The sequence below is a fragment of the Streptomyces sp. NPDC002845 genome, assembly GCF_053591955.1.
In genome coordinates this window covers 32,282-56,588 of sequence record NZ_JBSFUU010000023.1, presented here as the reverse complement: position 1 = coordinate 56,588, position 24,307 = coordinate 32,282, and the positions used below count along the sequence as shown (strand labels likewise).

Annotated in this window: 26 protein-coding genes and 1 pseudogene; 12 read left to right on the top strand and 15 right to left on the bottom strand. The window is 69.3% G+C overall.

Annotated features, from left to right (window positions below; translation table 11 throughout):
• Nucleotides 1-6: 6 nt before the first annotated feature.
• A complete protein-coding gene (locus tag ACWD3C_RS18635; RefSeq protein ID WP_451145165.1) occupies nt 7-663 on the bottom strand; it encodes a helix-turn-helix domain-containing protein in 657 nt (218 codons plus the stop codon).
• 264 nt (nt 664-927) lie between these two features.
• Between ACWD3C_RS18635 and ACWD3C_RS18630 the strand changes: the two genes are divergently transcribed.
• Nucleotides 928-1,602, top strand: coding sequence for an MmyB family transcriptional regulator (locus tag ACWD3C_RS18630; protein ID WP_451145268.1), 675 nt, complete (start codon nt 928-930; stop codon nt 1,600-1,602).
• Between the two features lie 81 nt (nt 1,603-1,683).
• Here the strand turns inward: ACWD3C_RS18630 and ACWD3C_RS18625 are convergent, their stop codons facing one another.
• From ACWD3C_RS18625 to ACWD3C_RS18610, 4 genes are read right to left on the bottom strand one after another with little or no spacing between them, the layout of a single operon-like run.
• Nucleotides 1,684-2,517 (bottom strand): ABC transporter ATP-binding protein, encoded by an 834-nt coding sequence (locus ACWD3C_RS18625; protein ID WP_451145163.1) that lies wholly within the window; start codon nt 2,515-2,517, stop codon nt 1,684-1,686.
• A gap of 20 nt (nt 2,518-2,537) precedes the next feature.
• The gene (locus ACWD3C_RS18620; protein WP_451145161.1) at nt 2,538-3,317 is read right to left on the bottom strand and encodes an ABC transporter permease; all 780 of its coding nucleotides are present in this window, start codon (nt 3,315-3,317) and stop codon (nt 2,538-2,540) included.
• Entirely contained in the window at nt 3,314-4,096 is a 783-nt protein-coding gene (locus ACWD3C_RS18615) for an ABC transporter permease (protein ID WP_451145159.1), read from the bottom strand. The genes ACWD3C_RS18620 and ACWD3C_RS18615 overlap by 4 nt, the downstream gene beginning before the upstream one ends.
• Nucleotides 4,093-5,067 carry an ABC transporter substrate-binding protein gene (locus tag ACWD3C_RS18610; protein WP_451145157.1) on the bottom strand — a complete coding sequence of 325 codons (975 nt, stop codon included), beginning with the start codon at nt 5,065-5,067 and terminating at the stop codon, nt 4,093-4,095. Before ACWD3C_RS18610 ends, ACWD3C_RS18615 begins: the two co-directional genes overlap by 4 nt.
• A 200-nt stretch (nt 5,068-5,267) precedes the next feature.
• Between ACWD3C_RS18610 and ACWD3C_RS18605 the strand changes: the two genes are divergently transcribed.
• On the top strand, nt 5,268-6,086 hold the full coding sequence (locus ACWD3C_RS18605) for an IclR family transcriptional regulator domain-containing protein (protein WP_451145155.1): 819 nt from the start codon (nt 5,268-5,270) through the stop codon (nt 6,084-6,086).
• On the opposite strand, the gene ACWD3C_RS18600 is transcribed toward ACWD3C_RS18605, so the two are convergent.
• The 4 genes from ACWD3C_RS18600 to ACWD3C_RS18585 all read right to left on the bottom strand — a co-directional run bounded on the left by ACWD3C_RS18600 (nt 6,037) and on the right by ACWD3C_RS18585 (nt 10,034).
• Nucleotides 6,037-6,972 carry a PDR/VanB family oxidoreductase gene (locus ACWD3C_RS18600; RefSeq protein ID WP_451145153.1) on the bottom strand — a complete coding sequence of 312 codons (936 nt, stop codon included), beginning with the start codon at nt 6,970-6,972 and terminating at the stop codon, nt 6,037-6,039. The two genes, ACWD3C_RS18605 and ACWD3C_RS18600, sit on opposite strands and share 50 nt — an antisense overlap.
• The gene (locus tag ACWD3C_RS18595) at nt 6,969-7,154 is read right to left on the bottom strand and encodes a hypothetical protein (RefSeq protein WP_451145151.1); all 186 of its coding nucleotides are present in this window, start codon (nt 7,152-7,154) and stop codon (nt 6,969-6,971) included. The genes ACWD3C_RS18600 and ACWD3C_RS18595 overlap by 4 nt, the downstream gene beginning before the upstream one ends.
• Nucleotides 7,151-8,215: an aromatic ring-hydroxylating dioxygenase subunit alpha gene (locus ACWD3C_RS18590; protein WP_451145149.1), complete on the bottom strand. Its 1,065-nt coding sequence runs from the start codon at nt 8,213-8,215 to the stop codon at nt 7,151-7,153. The genes ACWD3C_RS18595 and ACWD3C_RS18590 overlap by 4 nt, the downstream gene beginning before the upstream one ends.
• Nucleotides 8,216-9,881: 1,666 nt before the next feature.
• Nucleotides 9,882-10,034, bottom strand: coding sequence for a hypothetical protein (locus ACWD3C_RS18585; RefSeq protein WP_451145147.1), 153 nt, complete (start codon nt 10,032-10,034; stop codon nt 9,882-9,884).
• A 112-nt stretch (nt 10,035-10,146) separates the two neighbouring features.
• Here ACWD3C_RS18585 and ACWD3C_RS18580 point away from each other — a divergent pair.
• Nucleotides 10,147-10,359 (top strand): annotated as a pseudogene (locus ACWD3C_RS18580) (transposase); the annotation flags it as partial.
• A gap of 97 nt (nt 10,360-10,456) precedes the next feature.
• On the opposite strand, the gene ACWD3C_RS18575 reads toward ACWD3C_RS18580, so the two are convergent.
• From ACWD3C_RS18575 to ACWD3C_RS18550, 6 genes are read right to left on the bottom strand one after another with little or no spacing between them, the layout of a single operon-like run.
• Complete coding sequence (locus tag ACWD3C_RS18575; protein WP_451145145.1) at nt 10,457-11,500, bottom strand: LLM class flavin-dependent oxidoreductase; 1,044 nt, start codon at nt 11,498-11,500, stop codon at nt 10,457-10,459.
• Entirely contained in the window at nt 11,497-11,721 is a 225-nt protein-coding gene (locus ACWD3C_RS18570) for a tautomerase family protein (protein ID WP_451145143.1), read from the bottom strand. The genes ACWD3C_RS18575 and ACWD3C_RS18570 overlap by 4 nt, the downstream gene beginning before the upstream one ends.
• Nucleotides 11,721-13,211, bottom strand: coding sequence for an aldehyde dehydrogenase (locus ACWD3C_RS18565; protein ID WP_451145141.1), 1,491 nt, complete (start codon nt 13,209-13,211; stop codon nt 11,721-11,723). The genes ACWD3C_RS18570 and ACWD3C_RS18565 overlap by 1 nt, the downstream gene beginning before the upstream one ends.
• Nucleotides 13,204-13,935: an alpha/beta fold hydrolase gene (locus tag ACWD3C_RS18560; protein ID WP_451145139.1), complete on the bottom strand. Its 732-nt coding sequence runs from the start codon at nt 13,933-13,935 to the stop codon at nt 13,204-13,206. Before ACWD3C_RS18560 ends, ACWD3C_RS18565 begins: the two co-directional genes overlap by 8 nt.
• Nucleotides 13,936-13,941: 6 nt before the next feature.
• Nucleotides 13,942-14,493 carry an amino acid synthesis family protein gene (locus tag ACWD3C_RS18555; protein WP_451145137.1) on the bottom strand — a complete coding sequence of 184 codons (552 nt, stop codon included), beginning with the start codon at nt 14,491-14,493 and terminating at the stop codon, nt 13,942-13,944.
• Nucleotides 14,490-15,116, bottom strand: coding sequence for an amino acid synthesis family protein (locus ACWD3C_RS18550; RefSeq protein WP_451145135.1), 627 nt, complete (start codon nt 15,114-15,116; stop codon nt 14,490-14,492). The genes ACWD3C_RS18555 and ACWD3C_RS18550 overlap by 4 nt, the downstream gene beginning before the upstream one ends.
• Before the next feature lie 221 nt (nt 15,117-15,337).
• Here ACWD3C_RS18550 and ACWD3C_RS18545 point away from each other — a divergent pair, with 221 nt between their 5' ends.
• The 9 genes from ACWD3C_RS18545 to ACWD3C_RS18505 all read left to right on the top strand — a co-directional run bounded on the left by ACWD3C_RS18545 (nt 15,338) and on the right by ACWD3C_RS18505 (nt 24,300).
• Nucleotides 15,338-17,026: a BCCT family transporter gene (locus ACWD3C_RS18545; RefSeq protein WP_451145133.1), complete on the top strand. Its 1,689-nt coding sequence runs from the start codon at nt 15,338-15,340 to the stop codon at nt 17,024-17,026.
• Nucleotides 17,013-17,438 carry an ester cyclase gene (locus tag ACWD3C_RS18540; protein ID WP_451145131.1) on the top strand — a complete coding sequence of 142 codons (426 nt, stop codon included), beginning with the start codon at nt 17,013-17,015 and terminating at the stop codon, nt 17,436-17,438. The genes ACWD3C_RS18545 and ACWD3C_RS18540 overlap by 14 nt, the downstream gene beginning before the upstream one ends.
• 26 nt (nt 17,439-17,464) lie before the next feature.
• Nucleotides 17,465-17,968, top strand: coding sequence for a flavin reductase family protein (locus tag ACWD3C_RS18535; RefSeq protein WP_451145129.1), 504 nt, complete (start codon nt 17,465-17,467; stop codon nt 17,966-17,968).
• Nucleotides 17,969-18,002: 34 nt separating this feature from the next.
• Nucleotides 18,003-18,707, top strand: coding sequence for a GntR family transcriptional regulator (locus ACWD3C_RS18530; protein ID WP_451145127.1), 705 nt, complete (start codon nt 18,003-18,005; stop codon nt 18,705-18,707).
• Between the two features lie 169 nt (nt 18,708-18,876).
• Nucleotides 18,877-20,184, top strand: a complete 1,308-nt coding sequence (gene glnT / locus ACWD3C_RS18525; protein ID WP_451145125.1) for a type III glutamate--ammonia ligase — start codon at nt 18,877-18,879, stop codon at nt 20,182-20,184.
• Nucleotides 20,185-20,217: 33 nt separating this feature from the next.
• Nucleotides 20,218-21,093, top strand: a complete 876-nt coding sequence (locus ACWD3C_RS18520) for a glutamine amidotransferase (RefSeq protein ID WP_451145123.1) — start codon at nt 20,218-20,220, stop codon at nt 21,091-21,093.
• Nucleotides 21,081-21,755 carry a GltB/FmdC/FwdC-like GXGXG domain-containing protein gene (locus ACWD3C_RS18515; protein WP_451145121.1) on the top strand — a complete coding sequence of 225 codons (675 nt, stop codon included), beginning with the start codon at nt 21,081-21,083 and terminating at the stop codon, nt 21,753-21,755. The genes ACWD3C_RS18520 and ACWD3C_RS18515 overlap by 13 nt, the downstream gene beginning before the upstream one ends.
• 131 nt (nt 21,756-21,886) lie before the next feature.
• Complete coding sequence (locus ACWD3C_RS18510) at nt 21,887-23,206, top strand: FMN-binding glutamate synthase family protein (RefSeq protein WP_451145119.1); 1,320 nt, start codon at nt 21,887-21,889, stop codon at nt 23,204-23,206.
• Complete coding sequence (locus ACWD3C_RS18505) at nt 23,203-24,300, top strand: FAD-dependent oxidoreductase (protein ID WP_451145117.1); 1,098 nt, start codon at nt 23,203-23,205, stop codon at nt 24,298-24,300. The genes ACWD3C_RS18510 and ACWD3C_RS18505 overlap by 4 nt, the downstream gene beginning before the upstream one ends.
• The last annotated feature ends 7 nt before the right edge of the window (nt 24,301-24,307 follow it).

Sequence of the window (24,307 nt, the reverse complement as noted above, 5' to 3'; positions counted from 1 at the left end):
CCCGGGTCAGGACTCGGGCCGCTTGACGCTCTCCAGGAGCATGTCGAGCCACTCCGCGACCTTGTCTCGGTGCTGGTCGGTGGGCAACTGGGCTGCCCGCCAGGCGATGCCGCGCACGCCATGGTCCTGCAGCAGCCGCTCCAGCGGGTCGTCGGCGGCACGGGCGGCCGCGCGCTCGCGGTCGGCGAGCTGCTGGAGGAGTTCCTGCTCGGTACGGATCAGTACGCTCGACAGTGCCTCGGGGTCCTCGGCCGTGAGGAACCCGGCGTGTACGCGGAAGAAGCGCTGAATGGCGTCGCAGTGCTCCATGGTGGGCCGTCGGTCGCCATTGATGAGGGCGCCCGCCTGCTGGCGCGACATGCCCGCGCCGTCGGCGATCTCCTGCTGGGTGTATCTGCGCCCGTTCGGCTTGAGCCGGGTGCGCCGCAGCAGGTCCAGGCGCTGCAGGAAACGTGCCTGCAGATCCGGCTCTCCGGCGGGGATGCCACTCAGCAGTGCCCGTACCACGGGCTCCGGCACACCGGACGCGACCGAGAGGCGCTGGACGTCGAAGACCTCGGCGTGCGGCACGCCCAGCCGGTCGGCGAGCGCGGTGACTCGGGCCACGACGGCCGGCAGCAGAACCGTCGCCGTGGCGTCCGGAACCTCGAAGCCTTCCGTCACCGACAGATCTCCTACGTCTCTCTCAGGCCAATCTCATGATGGCCCGGCAACCTGTGGGACGCGAGGCCCCGGCACCGACAACCTCCGTGAACTGCACGGAGATTAGCCCCTGACGTGAACCCACATCCAGGTCTCGCCACAACTGTGGCGAGATTCAGCCGTCAATGGGCGCCAAATGCCACGATAGTTGACACGGCTCCACCGGGGGCAGGAGGATCAAGACGCCGCGTGAAGGCCCGCACAGGCAAGAGGGGTGACCTCCCGATGGCGTATCAGGCAGGAGGGCAGCGGTCCGAGCCGCGACCCGTTCCCGAGACTCTCGAAGCTCAGGCGTATTTGCAGGACTACGCCACGATGCTGGAGGCAGTGCCCTTCCCGTCCGTCGTCTTCGATCACCGCTGGGACGTCGTCCTGTCCAACAGCGCTTACGAGAAGCTCTTCCGCACCGTGGGACCCCACCCCACCGCCATGCCCGGCGACAACTTCCTCCGGTTCGTCCTCTTCCACCCCGACGCCGCCACCGTCCTCGGGGAGCACGAGTCGAGCTGGTGTCTGCCGATGCTGGCCGATTTCGCCGCCGCCGTGGAGCGGCACGGCCAGGACCGGGGCCTGCAGTCCATCCGGCGGGAGATCGCCCAGGACCCCATCATGGACGCCGCCTACCGCCACGGCCTGCCCCACTGGATCCGCACGGTCGGCCCGGCCGCCGCCGAACACGACGGCTCCGTACGGCCGTTGGTCCACCCCGACCCACGCTGGGGCCGTACCGACTGCCGCGTGGTGGGCGAGACCCCCAAGACCCTCCAGCACATGGGCTACTCCCGTATGACGCTGGTCCTGCGGGAGACCCGCCGCGCGGCGGACGGCCTCCGCAAACCGCGCCGCGCCGCCCGGCGCACCACGAGCCATCTCAGTGTGGTGCCCTCACCGGCCGAGTGAGGCGCACCGATCCCCGGTGCCGCCGGCGTTCAGGTCGCCGACGGCACCGGGGATCACTGCTGTCCGGTCGTCCACTGTCACTCACTTCGACGGAGGCGTGTCCGCCTTGACGCCCGCCGGGGCATCCTCGGGCTCGGGTACTCCCCGCTTGGCCGCCTGGATCTGCTCGTACACATGGGTCCGCAGCTCGGCGAAGCGTGGCGCGACGCGGGTGTGGAGCTGGTCGCGGTCGGGCGGGAGGTCGATTTTCAGCTGTTCCTGGACGACGGTGGGGGAGGCGGAGAGGACCACGACACGTTCGCCGAGGTAGACCGCCTCGTCGATGTCATGGGTGACGAACAGGATCGTGATACCGCGGTCCCGCCACAGGCCGCGCACGAGGTCCTCCAGATCGGCGCGGGTCTGGGCGTCCACCGCCGCGAACGGCTCGTCCATCAGCAGCACATCGGGCTCGTACGCGAGCGCGCGGGCGATGGCGACACGCTGCTGCATGCCGCCCGAGAGCTGCCAGGGGTAGGCGCCCGCCGCGTCGGCGAGGCCGACCGACTCCAGGGCGTCGGTGACCAGTTCACGACGCCGCTGCTTGGGCAGCTTCTTCTGCTTGAGCGGGAGTTCGACGTTCTCGCGCACCCGCATCCACGGGAACAGACTGCGCCCGTACTCCTGGAAGACCACCGCCATCCCCGGCGGCGGCCCGCTCACCGGCCGTTGCCCCAGGAGGACTTCGCCCGACGTCGGCGTCAGCAGCCCGGCCACGCACTTCAGCAGCGTGGTCTTGCCGCAGCCCGACGGGCCGACCAGACAGACGAGTTCGCCCGCGTCGACGGTGAAGGTGAGGTCGCGCACTGCCTCCACCCGGCGCCCGGAGCCTTCGTAGACCTTCTTGAGGCCGGATACGGCGAGAAGCGCGTGCATGGATTGCCCTTTCGTGAAGCTCACGGTGACCGCCGGGAGGATGCGCGCAGACCGTGGTACCAGCCGAGCACGCGCCGCTCGACCAGCTGGAACACGACCGAGAGCAGGAACCCGAGCAGGCCCAGGACGAGAATCCCGGTCCACATGTCGGGGATCGCGAAGCCGCGCTGGAACTGGACGATGGTGAAGCCCAGCCCGTTGCTGGCCGCGAACATCTCGCTGATGACCATCAGGATGATGCCGATCGACAGCGCCTGGCGCAGCCCCGCGAAGATCTGCGGGCCCGCCGAGGGCAGGACCACATGGCGCAGCCGCGCGAGACCCGTGACACCGTACGAGCGTGCCGTCTCGGACATCACCGAGTCCACCGCCCGGACGCCCTCGACCGTGTTGAGCAGGATCGGCCAGACACAGCCGCTCGCGATCACGACGATCTTCATCGTGTGGCCGAAGCCCGCGAAGAGCATGATGACCGGGACGAGGACGGGCGGCGGCACCGCGCGCAGGAATTCGAAGACCGGTTCGCACACGGCCCGGACCCGGCGGTACGAGCCGACGACCGTGCCGAGCGCGACACCCACCACGGCCGCCGACGCGTAACCGGCCGACAGCCGCAGCACGCTGGGCAGCACGTCGTCGCGCAGCCGCTCGCCCGTCCACACGTCCGGGAACGTGGTGAGGATCGTGCGCAGCGGCGGCCAGAACACGTCGGTGCTGTCGTCGGAGGCGACCCACCAGGCGGCCACCAGCAGCGCGGGCAGCGCGAGGACGAAGAAGAGGCGGACCAGGACGAGTCTCACACCGCCACCTCCCCACGCACCGACTGGTGCCAGGCCAGCGCCCGCCGCTCCACCGTACGCGCCCCCACGTTGATCAGCAGCCCGAGCACACCGGTGACCACCACCAGCGCGTACATCTCGGGCACCGCCTGCGAGGCCTGGGCGACCGCGATGCGCGCACCCAACCCCGGGGCCCCGATGACGAGTTCGGCGGTCACGGCCAGGATGAGCGCCACGGCCGCTGCGAGCCGGACCCCCGTCATGACGTACGGCAGCGCCGTGGGCCACAGCACGTGCCGGACCCGTGCCCAGGCGCCCAGGCCGTAACTGCGCGCCGTCTCCTCGGCGACCGGGTCGACGTCCTGGACGCCGTACAGCGCCTGGATCAGAACCTGCCAGAACGAGGCGTAGACGACCAGGAGGAGGACCGAGCGGAGTTCGCTGCCGAAGAGGAGCACGGCGAGGGGGATCAGGGCGACCGAGGGGATCGGGCGCAGGAACTCGATCGTGGAGGCCGTCGCCTCGCGGAGATACGGGACGACCGCGATGACGACGCCCGCCAGAATCCCGGCGGTCACGGCGATCACGAGCCCCAGCGCCCAGCCGGTCAGCGTGTCGCCGAGCGCGGTCCAGAACGTGTCGTCGCCCAGCTCGGTGACCAGGGCGTCGGCGATACGGCTGACCGGCGGGAAGTAGTCCTCCTTGACCAGGCCGAGCCGCGGCACCGCCTCGCACAGCGCGAGGAAGGCCGCGAGCCCGGTGGCGCCGAGGGCGACGTTCGTCAGTGAGGGGCGGCTCACGGCAGCAGGGTGTCCAAATCCGGCGCGGACTTGAAGAGGCCGTCCTGTTCGCCCAGTTCGGCGAGCGCCTCGATCGACTCACGGTTCGCCTCTGCGGGCCACTTGGGCAGCGTCACCTGCTCCAGCGTCTCCGCCGGGATCTTCGTGTACGTGGTGACGATCTCGCGGACCTCGTCCGGGTGTTCGTCGGCGTAGGCGAGGGACTCGGCGGTGGCCTCCTGGAACTTCGCGACCATCTCCGGGTTCTCCTGCGCGTACTTCGTCGACGTGAAGTACATCGCCACGGTGAGGTCCTCGGCGACGTCCACGAGGGCGGAGGCGATCTCGGTGCCGCCCTGGCCCTTGATCGTGGCGAGGGCCGGCTCGACCACCATCGCCGCGTCGATCTGGCCGCCGTCGAGGGCCGCGGGCATCTGGTCGAAGGCGAGCTCGACGAACTTCACCTTGTCCGGATCGCCGCCCGCGCCTCGGACCGAGGCGCGCACCGCGGTCTCGTTGATGTTCTTCAGCGTGTTGACGGCGACCCGCTTGCCCTCCAGGTCCTGAGCCGACTTGATGTCGCTGCCCTCCTTGACGGTGATGGCGCCGAAGTCCTCACCGTCCACGCCCGTCGAGGCGGCACCGTTGGCGACGGCCTGGACGGGCACGTTGTTGGTCTGGGCGATCATCAGCGAGGTCATGTTGGAGAACCCGAACTGGAACTGCTCGCTGACCACGCCCGGCACGATCGCCGCACCGCCCTGCGCGGTGGTGAGCTCCAGCTCGATCCCGCGCTCGCTGAAGAAGCCCTTCTCCTGCCCCAGGTAGAGGGGCGCGACATCGACGATCGGGATGATGCCGACCTTGAGGGTGGTGATGCCGTCGGACGACGTACCGTCGCTGTCCGACGCCCCGGAGGAGTCGGACGAACCGCAGGCCGACGCGGCAACCAGGAAAGCACCGGCCATGAGACCGGTGAGCAGACGACGCATGGCTCCTCCTGTGGGGACTGCGTTGTTCCGACAGGTCACGCGTACACAAGTGCGCAGAGCGCACAGTGGTGCACAGCGGGAACGTAGAGGGCTGCATCGTGACGGTCAACGCCCAGGACGCGCAAGGTCGTTGACAGTTGCCGAAGCGTGCTCTTAGCGTGCGCGGAGCGCACTCTCGTGCGTACTGTGTGGAGGCGACGATGCCTGCTGAAACCCGCGAACCGCACTTCGTCCGGTCCTTCGAGCGCGGCCTCGCCGTCATCCGCGCCTTCGATGCCGAACACCCCTCACTCACCCTGAGCGAGGTCGCCCGCACCTGCGAGCTGACGCGTGCGGCCGCCCGCCGTTTCCTGCTCACGCTGGTCGACCTCGGTTACGTCCACACCGACGGCCGACTGTTCCGGCTCACTCCGCGCGTGCTCGAACTCGGCTACTCGTACCTGTCCAGCGTCACCCTGCCGGACCTCGCCGAACCACATCTGGAGCAACTCGCAGCCGAGGTGGGAGAGTCGAGCTCACTGTGCGTCCTGGACGGCGACGACATCGTGTACGTGGCGCGCGTCCCCACCCGGCGCATCATGACCGCGACGATCACCGTCGGCACCCGCTTCCCGGCCCACGTCACCTCCGTGGGCCGGGTGATCCTCGCGCATCTGCCGGAGGAGGAGATCGCGGAGCGGCTCTCCCGCGCCGACCCGATCCCGCTGACCGCGCGCACGATCGTCTCGCCGGACGCCCTGACGGCCGAACTCCGCCGGGTACGCCGTCAGGGGTACGCCATCGTCGACCAGGAGCTGGAGGAGGGGCTCAGGTCGGTCGCCGCCCCGGTGCGGGGCCGGGACGGCGACGTGGTGGCCGCCGTGAACATCCCCGTGCACGCCAGCCGCAACTCGGTGGACTCCGTGCGCCGTGACCTGCTGCCCCACCTGCTGGCCACGGTCGCGCGGATCGAAGCGGACCTGAGGGTCGCTACAGGTCGAGGACCAGTCGCGGTCCCCGGCACCGGGACACGCAGATGAGCATGGTCTCCCCGGCCTCCCGCTCCTCGTCCGTGAGCACCGAGTCCCGGTGGTCCGGGACGCCGTCGAGGACGTCCGTCTCACAGGTCCCGCAGGTACCCTCCGTGCACGAGAAGAGCACCTCGACACCCGCGGCCCGCACGGTGTCGAGCACGGAGACGCCCACCGGGACGGTGACCGTGCGGCCGGTGCGCTCCAGCACCACCTCGAACTCGCTGTCCGGGCCGGTCTCCTGCTGCTTGGGCTCGAACCGCTCGACGTGCAGCACACCCTTGGGGCAGCGCTCCTCGACCGCGTCCAGCAGGGGGCCGGGGCCGCAGCAGTAGACGAGCGTGCCCTCGGGGACCCCGTCGAGGACCGGGCCGAGGTGGAGGAGACCGGTCTCGTCCTGGGGAGCGATCGTGACCTTGTCCCCGTACGCGCTCAACTCCTCCGTGAACGCCATGGAGTCGCGCGTCCGCCCGCCGTACAGCAGCGTCCACTGAGCGCCCGCCGCCTCTGCCGCGGCCAGCATCGGCAGGACGGGGGTGATGCCGATGCCGCCCGCGATGAACCGGTAGCGGGGGGCGGCCTCCAGCGCGAAGTGGTTGCGCGGCCCGCGCACCCGCACCTTGTCGCCCTCCTTCAACTCCCGGTGCACATACGCGGACCCACCCCGCCCCTCGGGCTCGTCGAGCACGGCGATCCGCCAGGTGCTCCGGTCGGCGGGGTCCCCGCACAGGGAGTACTGCCGCTCCAGGCCGGGTCCGAGGACGACGTCGATGTGCGCCCCGGGCTCCCAGGCCGGGAGGTCCTCGCCCAGCGGATGGCGGAGGGTGAGGGCGAGTACGCCGTCGGCCGCGGACTCCCGGCGGTCGACGACGAGTTCGGCTTCGTACAAGGTCATGACTGGTTTCCTCGTGGCTGGTGGCCCTCGGGGTGGGCGAGCATCCACTCCCACATCTCGATCGGGTCCTGGGCGGTCTGCTCGGCGCCGCAGTGACAGGTGCCGTGCAGGATGTCGGTGCCCGGCAGCCAGTCGATGCGGTAGATCTCGCCAGTTCGAGCAAAGCGGGAAGGAGTGCTCACTGGACCTTCTCCATGGGCTTGTCGCCCTCCTCGACCAGCCGGGCGAGGATACGGCGGGCGGCGAGACCGCCGGTGTCGATGTTGATGCTCAGCTCCTGATAGCCGGTGCGCTCGGTACCGAGCGTCTTCTGCAGCAGGTTGAGCGCGACGACGTCCTGCATGACGACGGTGTGGTTGTTGCCCCGCAGGAACTCGGTGACCTCGTCGTCGTCCGTCGCCCAGTCGCGCGAGACCATCCAGAAGTCGTACACCTTGCCGTCGCCGGACGGCGTGATCGCGTACGTGATCTCGGTGTGGAAGCCGTTCGGGTCGCTGCCGTCCGGCTCGGGCACCACGCCGACCGGGGCGATCCGGCTGTGCAGCAGGTACAGGCAGGGCGCGTGGTACTCGATGTCCTGCCAGCGGGTGATCCGACCCTTGATGCCGGTCGACTTGGCGTAGAACGGCGGGCACTCGGCGTCGTCCATGTGCCGGCTCACCCGCACGATGCCCGCGCCCTCGTCGACCTCGGTGGTGATCGGCGTCTCGGCGACCTCGGGGGTGCCGATGTAGCCGCCGTGCAGATAGGTCTCGTGGGAGAGGTCGAGGAGGTTGTCGACCAGGAGTCCGTAGTCGGCGTCGATGGGCTCCATACCGCGGACGGTGGTCCAGCCGGGGGAGTCGAGGTGCTTCGCCCGCGGAATCGTCTGCGGGTCGGCGAGCGCCGGGTCGCCGATCCACACCCAGATCAGGGAGTCCTGCTCGACCACCGGGTACGAGGTGACGCGCGCGGTGCGCGGAACCCGCTTCTGCCCCGGGACGTACACACAGGTGCCGGTCGTGTCGTACGTGAAGCCGTGGTAGCCGCACACGATGCGGTCGCCGTCGAGCCCGCTCTCGGAGAGCGGATAGCGACGGTGCACACAGCGGTCGTGCAGGGCGACCGGCTTCCCCTCGCCCTCGGTGCGGTAGAAGACGAGCGGCTCACCCAGGATCGTACGGCCGAGCAGCTCGCGCCCGACCTCGTGGGCGTAGGCGGCGACGTACCACTGGTTCCTGGCGAAGGCGGTCATGTGAGGCATGGGGGCTGGCTCCCGTCTCTGTGTGGTGGCGTCATCGTCGGGAAGGGCTTCGCGGGGGCGCAATACCGCTTCCGTCTCGCGGAAGGATCGATGTAAAGCTCCTGGTCGGACGGTTGAGCGATACGCGCACTGAGAGCGCAACCCTGCTGAAAGGGCAGTCGTGTTTCCTGTTCTCAACTGACGGCTCGCGTCGTGGCAGCGTCGATGATTTGCAATGAATGACCTATTCAGTGCCTTTGTGGCGACTTCTTGGCCGTATATGACTGGTACAGCGGCAGAAGTTGTATAGCCGCAGCTCAAGAAGGGTTGTTGCCGTGATGAGAGGCTTCCGGGTCGAATTCGGGTCGAATCCGCCTTCATCTCGCCTCGTTCAGGGTGTTGTTGCAGGTCAACGGCGTGATCAGAAGGGCAGCGGCACGGCTGTGAGAGCGTCCGTTGAACCTGTGGGCCCTGAGCCGCGGTCGCCATCGGGTTCCTCGTCTGCTGGTGGTACAGACTCGACCTGCCAGAGTCAGAGACCTGCGAAAACAGCGGAGGCTGAGGCTCGATGAGCGGTGCTGTCCCGCGTGTGGTCCGGATCTTGAGGGAGGCGCCGACCGGCACTCTCAGGGCCTCTGCCCCTCCGATGGCAGGGTGAGTGGTACGGGCTTGAGGCTGGTGGTGCTCATTTCCTCGACATCAGGTCGGACAACGTCCCGGACTGCCGGGATGCCTACGAGGCGCTGACCCGTTGTGTCCACCGGCACTGGCCCCGCCTGGCCCGCTCCGGCCATACGTCGTCCCGGCAGGCGCGCCCGGCTCATCGCCGCCGCGGCCGCCGTGTTTGTCGCAGCAGCCACGGGCACCTGGTTCGCGCTGACCCCGGGCCACGCCCCAGCGCGCGGCACTCACTCTCCGCAGGCAACTGCGGCTCGCTCCACCCCTGCCGCCGAACCGGCAGCGACCACGTCACCCCATGCCCGTCCAGTCACCACCGAGTCACAGACCCCGACCGCCGCGGCCTCGTCCGCGCCGACGCAGACAGGTGGTCACTCTCAGCCCCTGGTCACCGAGCGGCACCCCAGCAACCGGTGTCACCATCACCGACCGGGCCAGGGGCTCCTGCTTCGGGACCGCCGAATCCACTATGCGCACGGACGCCTGGCGCTGCACAGTCGGCGACCGGATCCTCGACCCGTGTTTCTCCCCGGACTCCAACCCCGCGGACACCAGCGCCCTGTGTTTGGACGGGGCCCCGACCGTATGGTCGAACTGTCGGTCCCTGAGGGCTTTCCCGGCAACAACAACCACATGCCGGCGGACCCGACATCGAGCCGATCATCCTTGTCCTGGCCAACGGCGCCCGCTGCTCGTTCGCTGGTGGCGGCACCTTGACGCTGGCGGGGCAGCGCCTCAACTACAGCTACGACAATGGCGGCTATCTGTACGGTTACCCGAACAAGACCGCCGCCCCGTGGACGATCTCCTACGCCGCCCCCCGGCAGCGGAGCCAGCGTCTCCACATCGATCGCCACCGTCTACCAGTAGCACGCTGACGGCCGTCCCGCTGAAGCGGCGGGTGATCAGATCGGCCACTGCCGCGACCGCTTGCGGGCTGCAGCCGAAACAACGGAGGGCTCGGCTGCCGGGGCGGTGATCGACGGGGAGAGTGGGGCCCCACCGGAGATCAACGCAGCATCGCGGCTGGGAGCTCCAATTGCAGCAGGTGCGGCCGCGGGGTCTGGTTGTTGCCACGGATGTCGGTCAGGAGATACACCGTGTCGTCGGGCCCGTGGGCGAATCCGGTGATCTGGGTGGTGTTCGGCAGACGGAGCAACAACGTAGAGGTGTGGTCATGGATGTCGACGGCGTAGACGTCCTTCTCGGGAAGACACCACTGGTCGAGCCTGTCAGGACTTCCATAGCACCATGCCAGCGCGAGCAGACGGCGGGCTCGCCGTATCCGCCGCCACTACGACGCCATCCGCGCCGCCCTGACCACCGGCATGAGCAACGGACTCATCGAGACCACGAACACCAAGACCCGCCTGATCATCCGCCGCGGCTTCGGCTTCCACACCGCCGACGCCATCATCGCCCTCGTCATGCTCACCCTCGCCGGAGACAGACCCACCCTCCCCGGCCGCCAACCCACCACAGAGTGACCCACTCATACGGCAGGAGAGCCCTATTTCCCCGGTGTGTGCGTGGTCCTCATACGAAGTCCGCCTACGAGATACGGCTGTTGCCGTCCGCGTCGGTTCACTGGAAGGCCGGTATGACTTCCTTGATGAACAGCTCCAACGACGTGAGCTTCGCCTGGTGCGACATGCTGTTGTCGATCCAGAAGCTGTACTCGTCGACGCCGAGTTCGTCATAGGAGCGCAGCCGCTCGATGACCTCGGCCGGAGTGCCGATCATCGCGGTCCTGTGCAGTGACTCCGGCTGGAACTCCGGTCGGCCTTCGAACTTCGACTCCGGGCTGGGCGGCAGGAACCCGTTCTGCGGGGTGGTCTTGTTGCCGAACCAGGCGTCGAAGGTCCGGTAGAAGCGGTTGATCGCCTCCGCGGCCGGGCGCCAGCCGTCGGGCTCGTCAGGGGAGTGGACGTGCGTGTGCCGCAGCACCATCAGGTCGGGACGCGGGACCTCCGGATGGTTCGCCACGGCGGTGTCGAACTTCCGCTTGAGGTCGGCGACTTCCTCGTCGCCCTTCATCAGCGGGGTGACCATGACGTTGCAGCCCTGCGCCACCGCGAAGTCGTGGGAGGCGGGGTCGCGAGCGGCGATCCACATGGGCGGTGTGGGCTGCTGCACCGGCTTCGGCACACTGGTCGAGGTCGGGAACTGCCAGATCTCGCCGTCGTGGGCGTAGTCGCCCTGCCAGAGCGCCCGGACGGCCGGCACGAGCTCCCGCAGGTGTTCTCCGCCGTCGGCGGCAGGCAGCCCGCCCGCCAGTCGGTCGAACTCGAACTGGTAGGCACCCCTGGCCAGTCCGACCTCCATCCGGCCGTTGCTGATGACGTCGAGCAGCGCGCACTCACCGGCGACCCTGAGCGGGTGCCAGAACGGGGCGATGACGGTCCCGGCACCCAGGCGGATGGTCGAGGTCTTCGCGGCCAGGTGGGCGAGCAGCGGCATCGGGCTGGGGGAGATCGTGTACTCCATCGCGTGGTGCTCCCCGATCCATACGGTGCTGAACCCGCCGGCCTCGGCCATCAGGACCAGCTCGGAGAGGTTCTCGAAGAGCTGCCGGTGGCTGACCTCCTCGTCCCAGCGCTCCATGTGCACGAACAACGAAAACCTCATGACTGCTCCTCCACTGCTGTTGCGGCGTCCATCTCGGTGAGGGTGACGTCACCGGTGGCCCAGTGCGTCCGGGGGACCTCGTGGACGACGATGCGGATGTACTCGGGCCGTGTGTCCACGGTGCGCAGGACCGCGGCGTGCACCTCGTGCATCAGGTCCCGGATCTGCGCCGGGGTGCGGCCCTCGGCGAGGGTGATGGCGACCTGTGGCATGTCAGACATCAGCCCCGCATGGTGAACGGGTCGGCCACTGGTTCCTCGCTCGTGTTGATCCAGACGCTCTTGAGCCGCGTGTATTCCTTGATCGTCTCGGTGCCGTGCTCGACGCCGACGCCGCTGGTCTTGAAGCCCTGGCGCGGTGACATCGGGGACATGGCCCGATAGGTGTTGACCCACACGGTCCCGGCGTCCAGGCGCGCTGCCATCCGGTGTGCCCGGGCGAGGTTCGTGGTCCACACGCCGGCCGCGAGTCCGTAGTCGGTGTCGTTCGCCAGGCGTACGACCTCGTCCTCGGTATCGAACGGCATGATCGCCAGGACGGGGCCGAAGATCTCCTCGCGCACGACGCGCATACCGTTGTCGACGTCCACGAGGACGGTCGGCTCGTAGAAGTAGCCGCCCAGGCCGCCGCCGTCGGTGGGGTGTCCGCCGGTCAGTACCCGGGCGCCTTCGCCGCGTCCGAGGTCGACGTAGCCGGCCACCTTGTCGCGCTGGTCCGCGAAGGCCAGGGGACCGAGTTCGGTCTTCTCGTCCAGGGGGTCGCCGATGACGATGGTCCTGGCGCGTTCCGAGACTCGTTCGAGGAGCTCGTCGTATACGGACCGGTGCGCGAACACCCGGCTGCCGGCGATGCAGGTCTGTCCGGCGGCGGCGAAGATGCCGGCGACGACGCCCATCGCGGCGTTCGGGATGTTCGCGTCCTCGAAGACGATGTTGGGTGACTTGCCGCCGAGTTCGAGCGTGGAGCCGATGAATCGGCTCGCCGTCGCGGCGGCGATGCGCGCCCCGGTGGCGGTGCTGCCGGTAAAGGAGATCTTCGCGAGGTCGGGGTGGTCGACCAGGGCCTGCCCGGCCTCGGCGCCGAACCCGGTGACGACGTTCACCGCACCCGGCGGGAACCCTGCCTCCAGTGCCAGTTCGGCGAGCTTGAGCACCGTGGCCGACGTGTACTCCGAGGGCTTGATCACGACGGTGTTGCCGGCGCAGAGCGCGGGCGCCAGTTTGCTGCTGGTCAGTGTCAGCGGAGAGTTCCAGGGGGTGATCGCTCCGACCACGCCGAGGGGCTCCCGGGCCGTGTAGTTGAGTACCTGCCGGTCGGAGGTGGGGATGAAGTCGCCGTGGATTTTGTCGGCCAGTCCGGCGTAGTAGTAGTAATACTCCGGCAGGGTGGCGAGCTGCCCGCGCATCTCGCGCAGCAGTTTGCCGTTGTCCTGCGTCTCCATGCGGGCCAGGTCTTCGGCGTTCGCGGCGATCAGGTCGCCCAGGCGCCGCAGCAGGTGTCCGCGTCGCGTCTGGCTGAGGTCGCGCCAGCGCGGGTCCTCGAACGCCGTCCTCGCGGCGGCCACGGCGTTCGCGATGTCGGCGGCGTTCCCGCGCGCGGCCCGGTAGAGGACCTCGCGGGTGGCCGGGTTGGTGCTCTCGAAGTACTCGCCCGACGCGGGCTCGACCCATGCCCCGCCGATGAAGTGCTGCAACGTGGTGAGGTCAGACATGCGCGCACTCTCCGATGAAGGTGGTGAGGGAGTCGGTGAACGCCTCGGGGCGCTCGACGGGCAGCATGTGACGCGCCTGGGGGATGACCACCGCGCGGCAGTCGGGGAGCGCCGCGGCGAGCCGGTGGGTCATCTCGGGCGTGGACCCGGGGTCGTTCCCGCCCGTCACCGCCAGTGCCCGTACGGCGATGGCGGCCAGGTCCGGCGCGATCTCGGCGTCCGCCGTGGCGAACACCCGATAGCAGTTCAGGAAGGACCTGACGTCGTTGGCAAGCAGCGTGGCCTTGGTGCGGGCCACCCGGTCGGGGCCGACGTCGGTGCCGTCGTACCACCGCTTCAGGGATGCGGCCGCACTCGCCGTGAAGTCGGCCTCCGCGGTGCGCAGCCGGTCGAGTACGGACGCCCGCTCCTCGGCGGTACGCCGGCACACCGAACTGACCGAGGTCAGTGTGGCCACCAGCGCCGGGTGGTGCAGCGCTACATGCTGGGCGACCAGTGCGCCCAGCGAGAATCCGACCAGGTGCGAGCCTGCCGGGATCTCACCGACGACCCCGTCGGCCAGGTCCGCGAGCGTCACCCCGTCGCGCACCGGCGGGCGGGTGCCGTGGCCCGGCAGGTCGGGGGTGATCACGGCGAAGCGGTCGGCCAGGAGCGCGGCGGTGGGCTCCCACATGGTGTGGTCGAGCCCGACGCCGTGCAGCAACACCACGGTGGGCTTGTTCATGTATGCCTACTGCTCGGTCGTGAGCGGCGCCAGGCGCTGCTGGGGGCGCCCCTGGGAGGCCGCCGCAAGCGCGATGACGATCTCGTTCGGGTGGGGAGCGTCGCTGATGCGGACCTCGATGCTCTGGTGGTGCGAGCGGATCGTGGCGTCGGTGATGTGCTTCAGCGGGATGTCGAAGACCACGCCGGCGGGCCCGCGCTTCTCGACCGCGGGCAGCAGGGTGGTGGCGTTCGCGGCCTTGCGGAAGTGGTCGCCGAACCTGAGCGTGTGGATCAGGGCCGAGCCGTGCTCGATCTCGCCGTCCAGGCCGACGATGGCCGCCTTGCCGTATGCCTCGGCGGGGGCCCCGAGCGCGTCGAGCACCGCCGGGGCCAGCAGCGCGCCGAGGTCGGAGGCGTTCGCCTCGATGCCGGGAGCGAGATCCTCGACGAAGCCCTGACCGGCCCAGGGGTTCTCGATCACCGCCGCGACGACGGCGACCCGGGCGGGGCGTTCGACCGCGCGGCCGCCTTCGGCGCGGATCTCCTCGACGACGGTCACGATCTTGCGGACGCTCATGAGGGAACAACCTCCAGAGTTTCGGTGATGACGACGGGGTCGGTCCTGCGGTCCCCGATACGGGGGTGCGGACGCGGCCCCGTCGACGCGGCCGCGACGACGACGATCTCGTCCGCGCGCGGGGCGTCGGAAACGCGGGCACTGATGGTCTGGTAGTGACTGCGCGTCGAGGCATGTGTCTTGTGCCAGAGCGGGACGACCAGCGTCTCGCCCGCTTCGGCACGTGTGTCGACGAAGCAGATGATCGACTCGCCGTGGAGGAACTCCCGCACCAGGTTGCCGAAGTACGGGGTGTGGATGAGGGCCCCGGCGTGCTCGATCTCGCCCGCCGTACCCACGATGGCGGCCTTGCCGAACGCTTCGATCTCGTCCACGCCGCCCAGGGAAGCGATGAGCCGATCGGTCAGCAACCTGGCGAGCACCGGGGCGATGCGGCTCTGCTCCATCGACAGATCAGCCGATGGGTCGGTGCCCGCCCATGGGTTCCGTATGACCGCGGCGACGCTGGCTCGCCGCGCGGGCTGAGCGGGTGCCGTTCCCGCCTCGGTCAGGACGACGTCGCGGTAGAGCACGAGCTTCCTCAGGCCGAGGCTCTCGTCAGGGTGATCCATGCGCTCTTGCATGGCACATGATGGTAGGAGTCGCTTCTTATGCCGGTCAAGGGGGTAGCGGGAGGGCTTCTCATGGTCGGTCTGATGGTCGGTCAACCTCCTCATCGAGACCAATAAGTAGCCTCTGACCTGTAACTATGAGTGGCGCTCACAGTCGGAGGATGATTTCCAGCCATCGAACCCTTGACGCTCCATCTATGACATGCCTTACTGCTGCTTGTATGCCAGACCGGGTGGCCATTGGCCCCGCCGACCCAAGGAGTTCTATGTCCAGTCACCTTGGAACGGGCGCGGAAGCGACGCCCGCGACGCCCTCGGGGAGCGGTGGGAAAAGCACCACTGATGGCACAGGAGCAGGTCGTGGCGGCGGCAAGCTCGGTTCCGTTTTCTGGGCTTCGGTCGGCGTTGCCGCGATCTTCGTCGCCTGGGCGACCGTCTTCACCGAGAACCTCAACAAGGTCACGACGTCCTCGCTGAACTGGGTCACCTCGACCTTCGGCTGGGCCTTCCTGGTCGTCACCCTCGGCATCCTGATCTTCCTGGTCTTCCTTGCCTTCAGCCCCGCCGGCAACATGCGGCTCGGTAAGGACACCGACAGGCCGGAGTTCTCCACTCCGGCCTGGTTCGCGATGCTCCTCGGCGCCGTGATGGGCATCGGCCTGGTCTCGTTCGGCGTCGCCGAGCCGATCTCGCATCTGGCGACGCCTCCGCACGGCCTAGCCGACCCGAACACTCCCGAGGCAGCGGTGAGAGCCCTCCAGTACTCCTACTTCGACTGGGGTCTGCATGCCTGGGCGGTCTTCGCCGTCTTCGGTCTCGCCATCGCCTACTCCACCTACCGCAAGGGCCGCCGCCCCCTGGTCAGCCAGCTGTTCGTGCCGCTCCTCGGCGATCGGGTGAACGGGCCGATCGGCAAGGCGATCGACGTGCTCGCGGTGTTCGCGACCCTCTTCGGCACGGCCACGTCACTGGGCTTGGGCGCACTCCAGATCAACAACGGGATGGGCCGGCTGTTCGGCGTGCCCGTCAACTCCGTCGCCCAGGTCCTCATCATCGCGGCCATCACCGCGGTCTTCACCCTGTCGGCCGTCACCGGGATCAACAAGGGGATCAAGCGGCTGAGCTTCACCAGCGGCACCCTGGCGATCGCGATGCTCGTGTTCATGCTCATCGTGGGACCGACGGTTTTCATCGCCAACCTCTACATCGAGTCGATCGGTCTCTGGGCCACCGACTTCTTCCGGATGAGCCTGCAGGGCACCGCCTTCGGCGGGCTGGAGTGGATGCAGTGGTGGACCTACTTCATGCTGGCGTGGTGGGTGTCGTGGGGTGCCTTCGTCGGCATCTTCCTGGCCCGGATCTCCCGTGGCCGCACGATCCGCGGCTTCATCGTGGGTGTCCTGGTCGTTCCGAGCATCGCCTTCTTCACCTGGTTCGCGGTGTTCGGCGGCTCGGCCATCAACGTGGACCTGTTCAAGGGCGGAGACATCGCCGAGCAGACTGCGGCCGACTTCGGCAACGCCTTCTTCGCGACTCTGGAGCACTTCCCTCTGACAACCGTCACCTCGGCGATCGCCGTCCTGCTCGCACTGATCTTCTTCGTGACGAGTGCCGACTCCAACACCTACGTGCTGGGTTCGATGACGTCCGACGGCTCGCTGAATCCCCGCCGCCCTGTTCTCGTCCTCTGGGGCGTCCTCACCGGCGTCACCGCGATCGCGCTGATGCTCGCCGACGGCCTCAGCGCGCTGCAGAACACCGTCATCGTCACGTCGCTGCCCTTCCTGGTGATCATCGCGGCCCTCGCGGTGTCCTTCTGGAAGGAGCTGTACGCAGACCGAAACGCAGACCGAAACGCAGACCCAAACCCAGACCAAGCAGACCGCGCAGACCGAAAGGTGAAGACCGATGTCGCACCCTGACGCCCGTCGCGGGCTCATCGAGAAGGCGTGGGCCGCGGCCTGGGGCCACGGTGACGTCGATGCCCTCGACGAGCTGCTGAGCCCGGCCTACCTCCGCCACGGCCAGGACCCGCACCCGCAGGACCTGAACGCCTTCAAGGCGGCGATCGTCTCCACCCGTGCGGCGTTCCCGGACCTGGTCACGAACATCGACGACATCGTGGTCGAGGGCGATCGCGCCGCGATCCGCTGGCACAGCAGGGCCACGCATACCAACTCCTTCCTCGGTGTTCCTCCCACCAACCGGCAGGTCGACGTCAGCGGCGCCACCTTCGCCCGCTTCGAGGGGGACCGGATCGTCGAGGAGCACGTGACGTGGGATCCCCGGGCGCTGCTGGCGGCGCTGGGCGTCATCCGGGTGGGACAGGACTGACGATCAAGATGAGTAGGAGCACCTCCATGGCCTCGCCGGCCTCGAAGCCCGACATCGACGTGATGAAGCAGGTCAACCGGCAGTTCGTCACGGGTGTCACGGTCGTGACCGCGATGGACGGGGAGACCCCCAGAGGGCTGGCCGTCAACGCGTTCTCGAGTATCTCGCTCGATCCCGCCACCGTGATGGTGTGCGTTCAGCGCACCTCGTCCACCCACGACTGTCTGTTCCGGGCGGACCACCTCGCGATCAACATCCTGTCCACGGACCAACTCGACGTCGTCGGTACGTTCGCGGGCAAGGCCGGGGACAAGTTCAAGGAGGTGGAATGGGAGGGCGGCCCGTTCGGCAGTCCGCTGATCGCTCGGAGCAGTGCGCAGATGGAGGTGGAGATCCGCGAGCGGCTGCAGGCCAGCACCCATACCGTGTTCATCTGCCGCGTGGTGCACGCCGCGGTCGCCGAGCGCCATCCGATGGTCTACAGCGCGGGTAAGTTCTTCGACGGTGGCGCGCTCGCGCCGCTGGGATGACCGGCGGGTGGCTCGGGAGACGGAGGAGGGTTCGGTGAATCGCGCAAAAAGCGAACCGAAGAACGGGTCGATGCAGGCCAGGGTGATCGCCGAAATGCGCCGGCGAATCATCAAAGGAGACATCGATCCCGGGGCACCGCTCTCGGAGCTCGCCCTCGCAGAAGAGTTCGGCGTCAGCCGTACGCCGGTACGCGAGGCCCTCAAGCAGCTGCAGACCGAAGGGCTGGTCGAGATCCGGCCCCGCGTCGGGACGTTCGTCACCACCCCCTCCCGCCGCGAGATCACGGAACTCTTCGAGATGAAGGAACTCCTCGAGGGCGCGGCCGCCCGCCTCCTCGCCCGGCGCGGCCGCGTCGCGGAGATCGACCTGCTGGAGCGGAACCTGCGCGAGGCCGACGAAGCGGTGGCGCGGGACGACCGGGAGCGGTACGCGGAGTTGGTCCAGGAGTTCCACGACCTGCTCATAGCCGGTGCCGACAACAGCAAGCTGGAATCCCACTACCGGATGCTGATGAATCAGCTGGCCTACTCCCGGCTGGTGAACACGTCGCTGAGCCAGCCGGGCCGGGCCCTGCAGTCGGACCGTGAGCACCACCTCGTCCTGGAGCTGATCCTGGAGAAGGACGGCGACAGCGCCGAGCACGTGATGCGTGAGCACGTTCGGGCCAGCCGACGTGCGCTGCTGGCGGGGCTGCCCATCGGCGGTCCGAACGAGAGGTTCGGTGCGGCGGGGTCCTGATACGTCGTCTCCTGGCGGATGGTCAGGGCCGGGTTCTGCTTCTTCGGAGGCGGTGCCCGGCCCTTCGGCTTACCCGGACCTTCCCGCACGGAAATCCCGCCGTAACGAAGCGTCTGTCTACTTATGTGCAACATTGGTTCATGTCAGTGGACACCTCTTAGGAGACCCCATGACGACCGACCTGGCCGAACTGGTCCGCGCCGACGGCATCGAGTTCGTGCTCGCCGTCTTCGTCGACCTCACCGGCAAGCCGTGCGCCAAGCTCGTCCCCGCCCAGGCTGTCGACGAACTCCGCGACGAGGGCGTCGGCTTCGCCGGATACGCGGCCGGCGCACTCGGCCAGCAGCCCAGCGACCCCGACGTCATCGCCCGGCCCGACGCCCGCTCGTACACACCCGTCCCCTTCGTCAAGCCCGGCCTCGCCCTCGTCCACTGCGACCCGTACGTGGAGGGCGAACCCTGGCCCTACGCCCCGCGCGTCATCCTGCGCCGGCTGCTGGAGCGAGCGGCGGCCCAGGGGCTGTCGATGTCCGTGGGCGCCGAGGTCGAGTACTTCCTGGTCAACCGGGACGAGCACGGCGTGCTCAGCGTCGCCGACGCCAAGGACACCGCCGCCCAGCCCTGCTACGACGCACGCGGCCTGACCCGGATGTACGACCACCTCACCGCGGTCTCCAGCGCCATGAACGCGCTCGGCTGGGGCAACTACGCCAACGACCACGAGGACGGCAATGGCCAGTTCGAACAGAACTTCAAGCATGCCGACGCCCTCACCACCGCCGACCGGGTCATCACCATGCGCTACCTGGTGTCGGTGCTGGCCGAACAGCGCGGCATGACCGCCACGTTCATGCCGAAGCCGTTCACCGACCGCACCGGCACCGGCATGCACCTGCACATGTCGCTGTGGCGGGGCGACGAACCCGCCTTCCCCGACGCCGCCGACGGGCGCGGGCTCGGTCTCTCCCCGCTCGCCTACTCCTTCGTCGCCGGGATCGTCGAGCACGCGCGGGCGCTGCAGGCCGTCATCGCGCCGACCGTCAACTCCTACAAGCGCACCCGCGCGGTCTCCACCCGCTCCGGCGCCACCTGGTCGCCGAGCGTGGCGGGCTACGGCGGCAACGACCGCACCCACTTCGTCCGCGTTCCCGACGGCAACCGCATCGAGCTGCGCGGCGGCGACGGCGCCGCCAACCCCTACCTCGCCGCTGCCGCCGCCCTCGCCGCGGGCCTCGACGGCGTCGAACGCGACCTCGACCCGGGCGAGCCCGGCGCGGCGGGCAAGGGCCCGGAACTCCCGCCCACCTTGCTGCACGCCGTCGAGGCCCTGCAGGCCGACGACGTCATCAGCGGCGCCCTGGACGCGGCCGGGACCGGGGTCAGCCGGTACTTCGCCGACCTCAAACGCAAGGAGTTCTTCGACTGGCACGCCACGGTCGGCCCCTGGGAGCTCGACCGCTATCTGACCGCCTTCTGACCGCCTTCCGACCGCCTTCCGAAGGGACTTGAGATGTGCGGAATCGTGGGGCTCCACCTGCGTGAGCCCTCCCTCGAACCACGGCTCGGCGAACTGCTGACCGCCATGCTGGAGCAGGTCGTCGAACGCGGCCCGGATTCGGCGGGGGTCGCGGTCTACGGCGACCCCCGCCTGTCCCCGCCGGGACGTGCCGTCGTCTCGCTGCTCGGGGTCACGCCGGCCGAGGCGGAAGCCGCACTGCCCGGCGCCGAGGCCGTCGCGGCCGACGCCACCACGGTCGTGCACGCGGCTCTTTCGGTCGCCGGCCTGCTCGCGGCCGTCCCGGCCGCGCTGCCGAAGGCCACCGTCATCGGCTCCGGCACGGACATGGCCGTACTCAAGGGCATCGGGAATCCGGTGCGGTTGGCCGAGTCTTTCGGGCTCGCCGGTGCCACCGGCCGGCAGGGCGTCGGCCACACCCGGATGGCCACCGAGTCGGCCGTCACCCCTGAGGGCGCCCACCCCTTCTCCGTGGGCCCGGGACAGTGCCTGGTGCACAACGGCTCCTTCGCCAACCACGCCACCATCCGGCGTGAACTACGCGCCCAGGGAGTCGAGTTCGACAGTGAGAACGACTCCGAGGTCGGCGCGCGCTTCATCGCCCACCAGCTCGCTCAGGGAGCCGACCTGGAGAAGGCGCTGACGCTGCTGTGCGAGCGGTTCGACGGCTTCTACACGCTGCTCGTGTCCACTGGCGACTCCTTCGCGGTCGTCCGCGACGCCATCGCCTGCAAACCGGCACTGGTCGCGGAGACGGCCGCATGGGTGGCGATGGCCTCCGAGTACCGGGCGCTGGACGTCCTGCCGGGCATCGAGCACGCCCGCATCTTCGAACCCGAGCCGGAAGAGGTGTACGTATGGCGACGCTGATCGACCTGGCCGAGACCCCCGTACGGGAGCTCAACCAGGCGCTGCACGCCCCGGAGGCGACCTCCTGGCGGGTCCTCAACCCGCGAGGTGCGCACGCCGTGGCCTGCGGGATCCGCGAGGACCTCGCCGTGGACATCGAAGGTCACGTCGGCTACTACTGCGCCGGCATGAACCAGCGCGCCACGGTCACCGTCCACGGCAACGCCGGCACCGGAGTCGCCGAGAACATGATGTCCGGCACCGTCCGGGTCCGCGGCAACGCTTCCCAGTCCGCCGGTGCCACCGCCCACGGCGGGCTCCTGGTGATCGACGGTGACGCGTCCGCCCGCTGCGGCATCTCCATGAAGGGCGTGGACATCGTCGTCGGCGGAGACGTCGGCCACATGAGCGCCTTCATGGGGCAGGCCGGACGCCTGGTCGTCTGCGGCGACGCGGGCGACGCCCTCGGCGACTCCCTCTACGAGGCCCGCATCTACGTCCGCGGCATGGTCAAGTCGCTCGGCGCCGACTGCGTGGAGAAGGAGATGCGCGCGGAACACTTCGTCGAATTGGCCGAGTTGCTCAAGACGGCAGAGCGCGACGAGGACCCCGCCGACTTCCGACGCTACGGGTCAGCACGCGAGCTGTATCACTTCGAGGTCGACAACTCGGCGGCGTATTAGCTCCGCTGGGAGGTCGTCCCCACACCGCGGGCTGGATGTGGCTGGTCGCGCCCGCGCGGCGGAGCCGCATATCGACACAGCCCCGCGCCCCTTAAGGGGCGCTACGCCTCGCCCTCTTGGAGGAGTTCATCTTGGAACCTGCATCCCTTGGCCTGCGCGAGTCCGCCACCTTCGACCGCGCCACCATCCACGCCATCCAGCGCGCCGCCGAGACCGGTGTCTACGACATCCGCGGCTGGGGCGCCAAGCGGAAGCTCCCGCACTTCGACGACCTGCTGCTGCTTGGCGCCTCCATGTCCCGCTACCCGTTGGAGGGGTACCGCGAGCGCTGCGACACGGACGTCGTCCTCGGCACCCGGCACGCCAAGCACCCCCTGCGGCTCGACACCCCCGTCACCATCGCCGGCATGAGCTTCGGCGCCCTGTCCGCCCAGGCCAAGGAGGCCCTCGGCCGCGGTGCCAGCGAGGCGGGCACCTCCACGACCACCGGCGACGGCGGCATGACCCCCGAGGAGCGCGGCCACTCCAAGCACCTCGTGTACCAGTACCTGCCGTCCCGCTACGGCATGAACCCCGACGACCTGCGCGCCGCCGACGCCATCGAGATCGTCCTCGGCCAGGGCGCCAAGCCCGGCGGCGGAGGCATGCTGCTCGGCCAGAAGATCACCGACCGGGTCGCCGGCATGCGCACCCTGCCCGTCGGCATCGACCAGCGCAGCGCCTGCCGCCACCCCGACTGGACCGGTCCCGACGACCTCGCCATCAAGATCCTCGAACTGCGCGAGATCACCGACTGGGAGAAGCCGGTCTATGTGAAGGTCGGCGCGACCCGGACGTACTACGACGTCAAGCTTGCCGTCCACGCCGGCGCCGATGTCGTGGTCGTCGACGGCATGCAGGGCGGCACGGCCGCCACTCAGGACGTCTTCATCGAACAGGTCGGCATCCCCACCCTGGCCGCTCTGCCCCAGGCCGTGCGGGCGCTGCAGGAGCTGGGCGTGCACCGAGAGGTCCAGCTGATCGTCTCCGGCGGCATCCGCTCCGGCGCCGACATGGCCAAGGCCCTCGCCCTGGGGGCGGACGCGGTCGCCATCGGCACGGCCGCGCTGATCGCGCTCGGCGACAACCACCCGAAGTACGACGCCGAGTACCGCGAACTCGGCTCCGCCGCAGGGTACTTCGACGACTACCAGGACGGCCGCGACCCCGCCGGCATCACCACCCAGGACGAGGAACTGGCCTCCCGCCTCAACCCCGTCGACGCCGGCCGCCGACTCGCCAACTTCCTCCGGGTGATGACCATGGAGGCCCAGACCCTCGCCCGCGCCTGCGGCAAGGCCCACCTCCACCACCTCGAACCCGAGGACCTCGTCGCCCTCACCATCGAGTCCGCCGCCATGGCCCGCATCCCGCTCGCCGGCACCGACTGGATCCCCGGAGCGGGCCTGTGATCGCCGTCGTCGGCGCCGGACTCATGGGCGCGGCCACCGCCTGGCAGCTCGCCCGGCAGGGCCACGAGGTCACCCTGATCGAGGGGTACGACATCGGCCACCGGCACGGCAGCTCGCACGGCACCTCCCGGATCTTCCGGCGGGCGTACGCCGACCCCTTCTACGTACGGCTGACCGGGCAGGCGCACGAGTACTGGCGCGAGCTGGAACACGACAGCTCGACCCCCCTGCTGGGCATCACCGGTGGCCTCGACCTGGGGGAGGGGCGCGACCCGGAGGGGCTGGCCGCTGTGCTGGGCGCGGCCAAAGTGCCGTACGAACTCCTCGGCGCTCAAGCCGCCGCGGAGCGCTGGCCGTACATCCGCTTCACCGGACCGGCGCTCCACCACCCGGACGCGGGTGTCATCGACGCCGACCAGACCGTCGCGGCATGCATACGCCGGGCCGTCGAGCACGGCGCGGACGTGCTGACCGGCGTACGCGTGACGGATATCGACGTACGGGCACGGGTACGGGAAAAGGCGCTGGTGCGCACCGACGACGGCCGTGAACTCACCGCCGGCACCGTGGTGATCGCGGCCGGTCCCTGGCTGCCCGACCTCCGGCTGCCCGTACCCCTGCCGCCGTTGCGCGTCACCCAGCAACAGGTCTTCCACTTCCGGCAACGGGAGCCGCACGTGCAGTGGCCGACCCTGGTCTCCAAGGACGAGGCGATGCAGGTCTTCGGACTCCCGTCCGGCGCCGACGGCGGCCCGCTCCCCGCGGTCAAGGTCGCCGAGCACGACCGCGGCACCCCCACCACCGCCCGCACCCGCGACGGGGTTGTCGACCCGTCGTCGCGCACCCGGCTGAGCACCTTCGTCCACGACCGGCTCCCGGGCCTCGATCCCGACCCGGTGGCCGAAGCGACCTGCCTCTACACCACCACCCCCGACGAGGACTTCGTCCTCGACCGCCACGGCCCGCTGGTCGTCGTCTCCCCGTGCTCCGGCCACGGCGCCAAGTTCGCCCCGCTCATCGGCGCCATGGCCGCCGACCTCGCCACCGGCCGCGCCGAGCCCCACCCCCGCTTTCGCCTGGGACGCCCGGCGTAGGATGCGC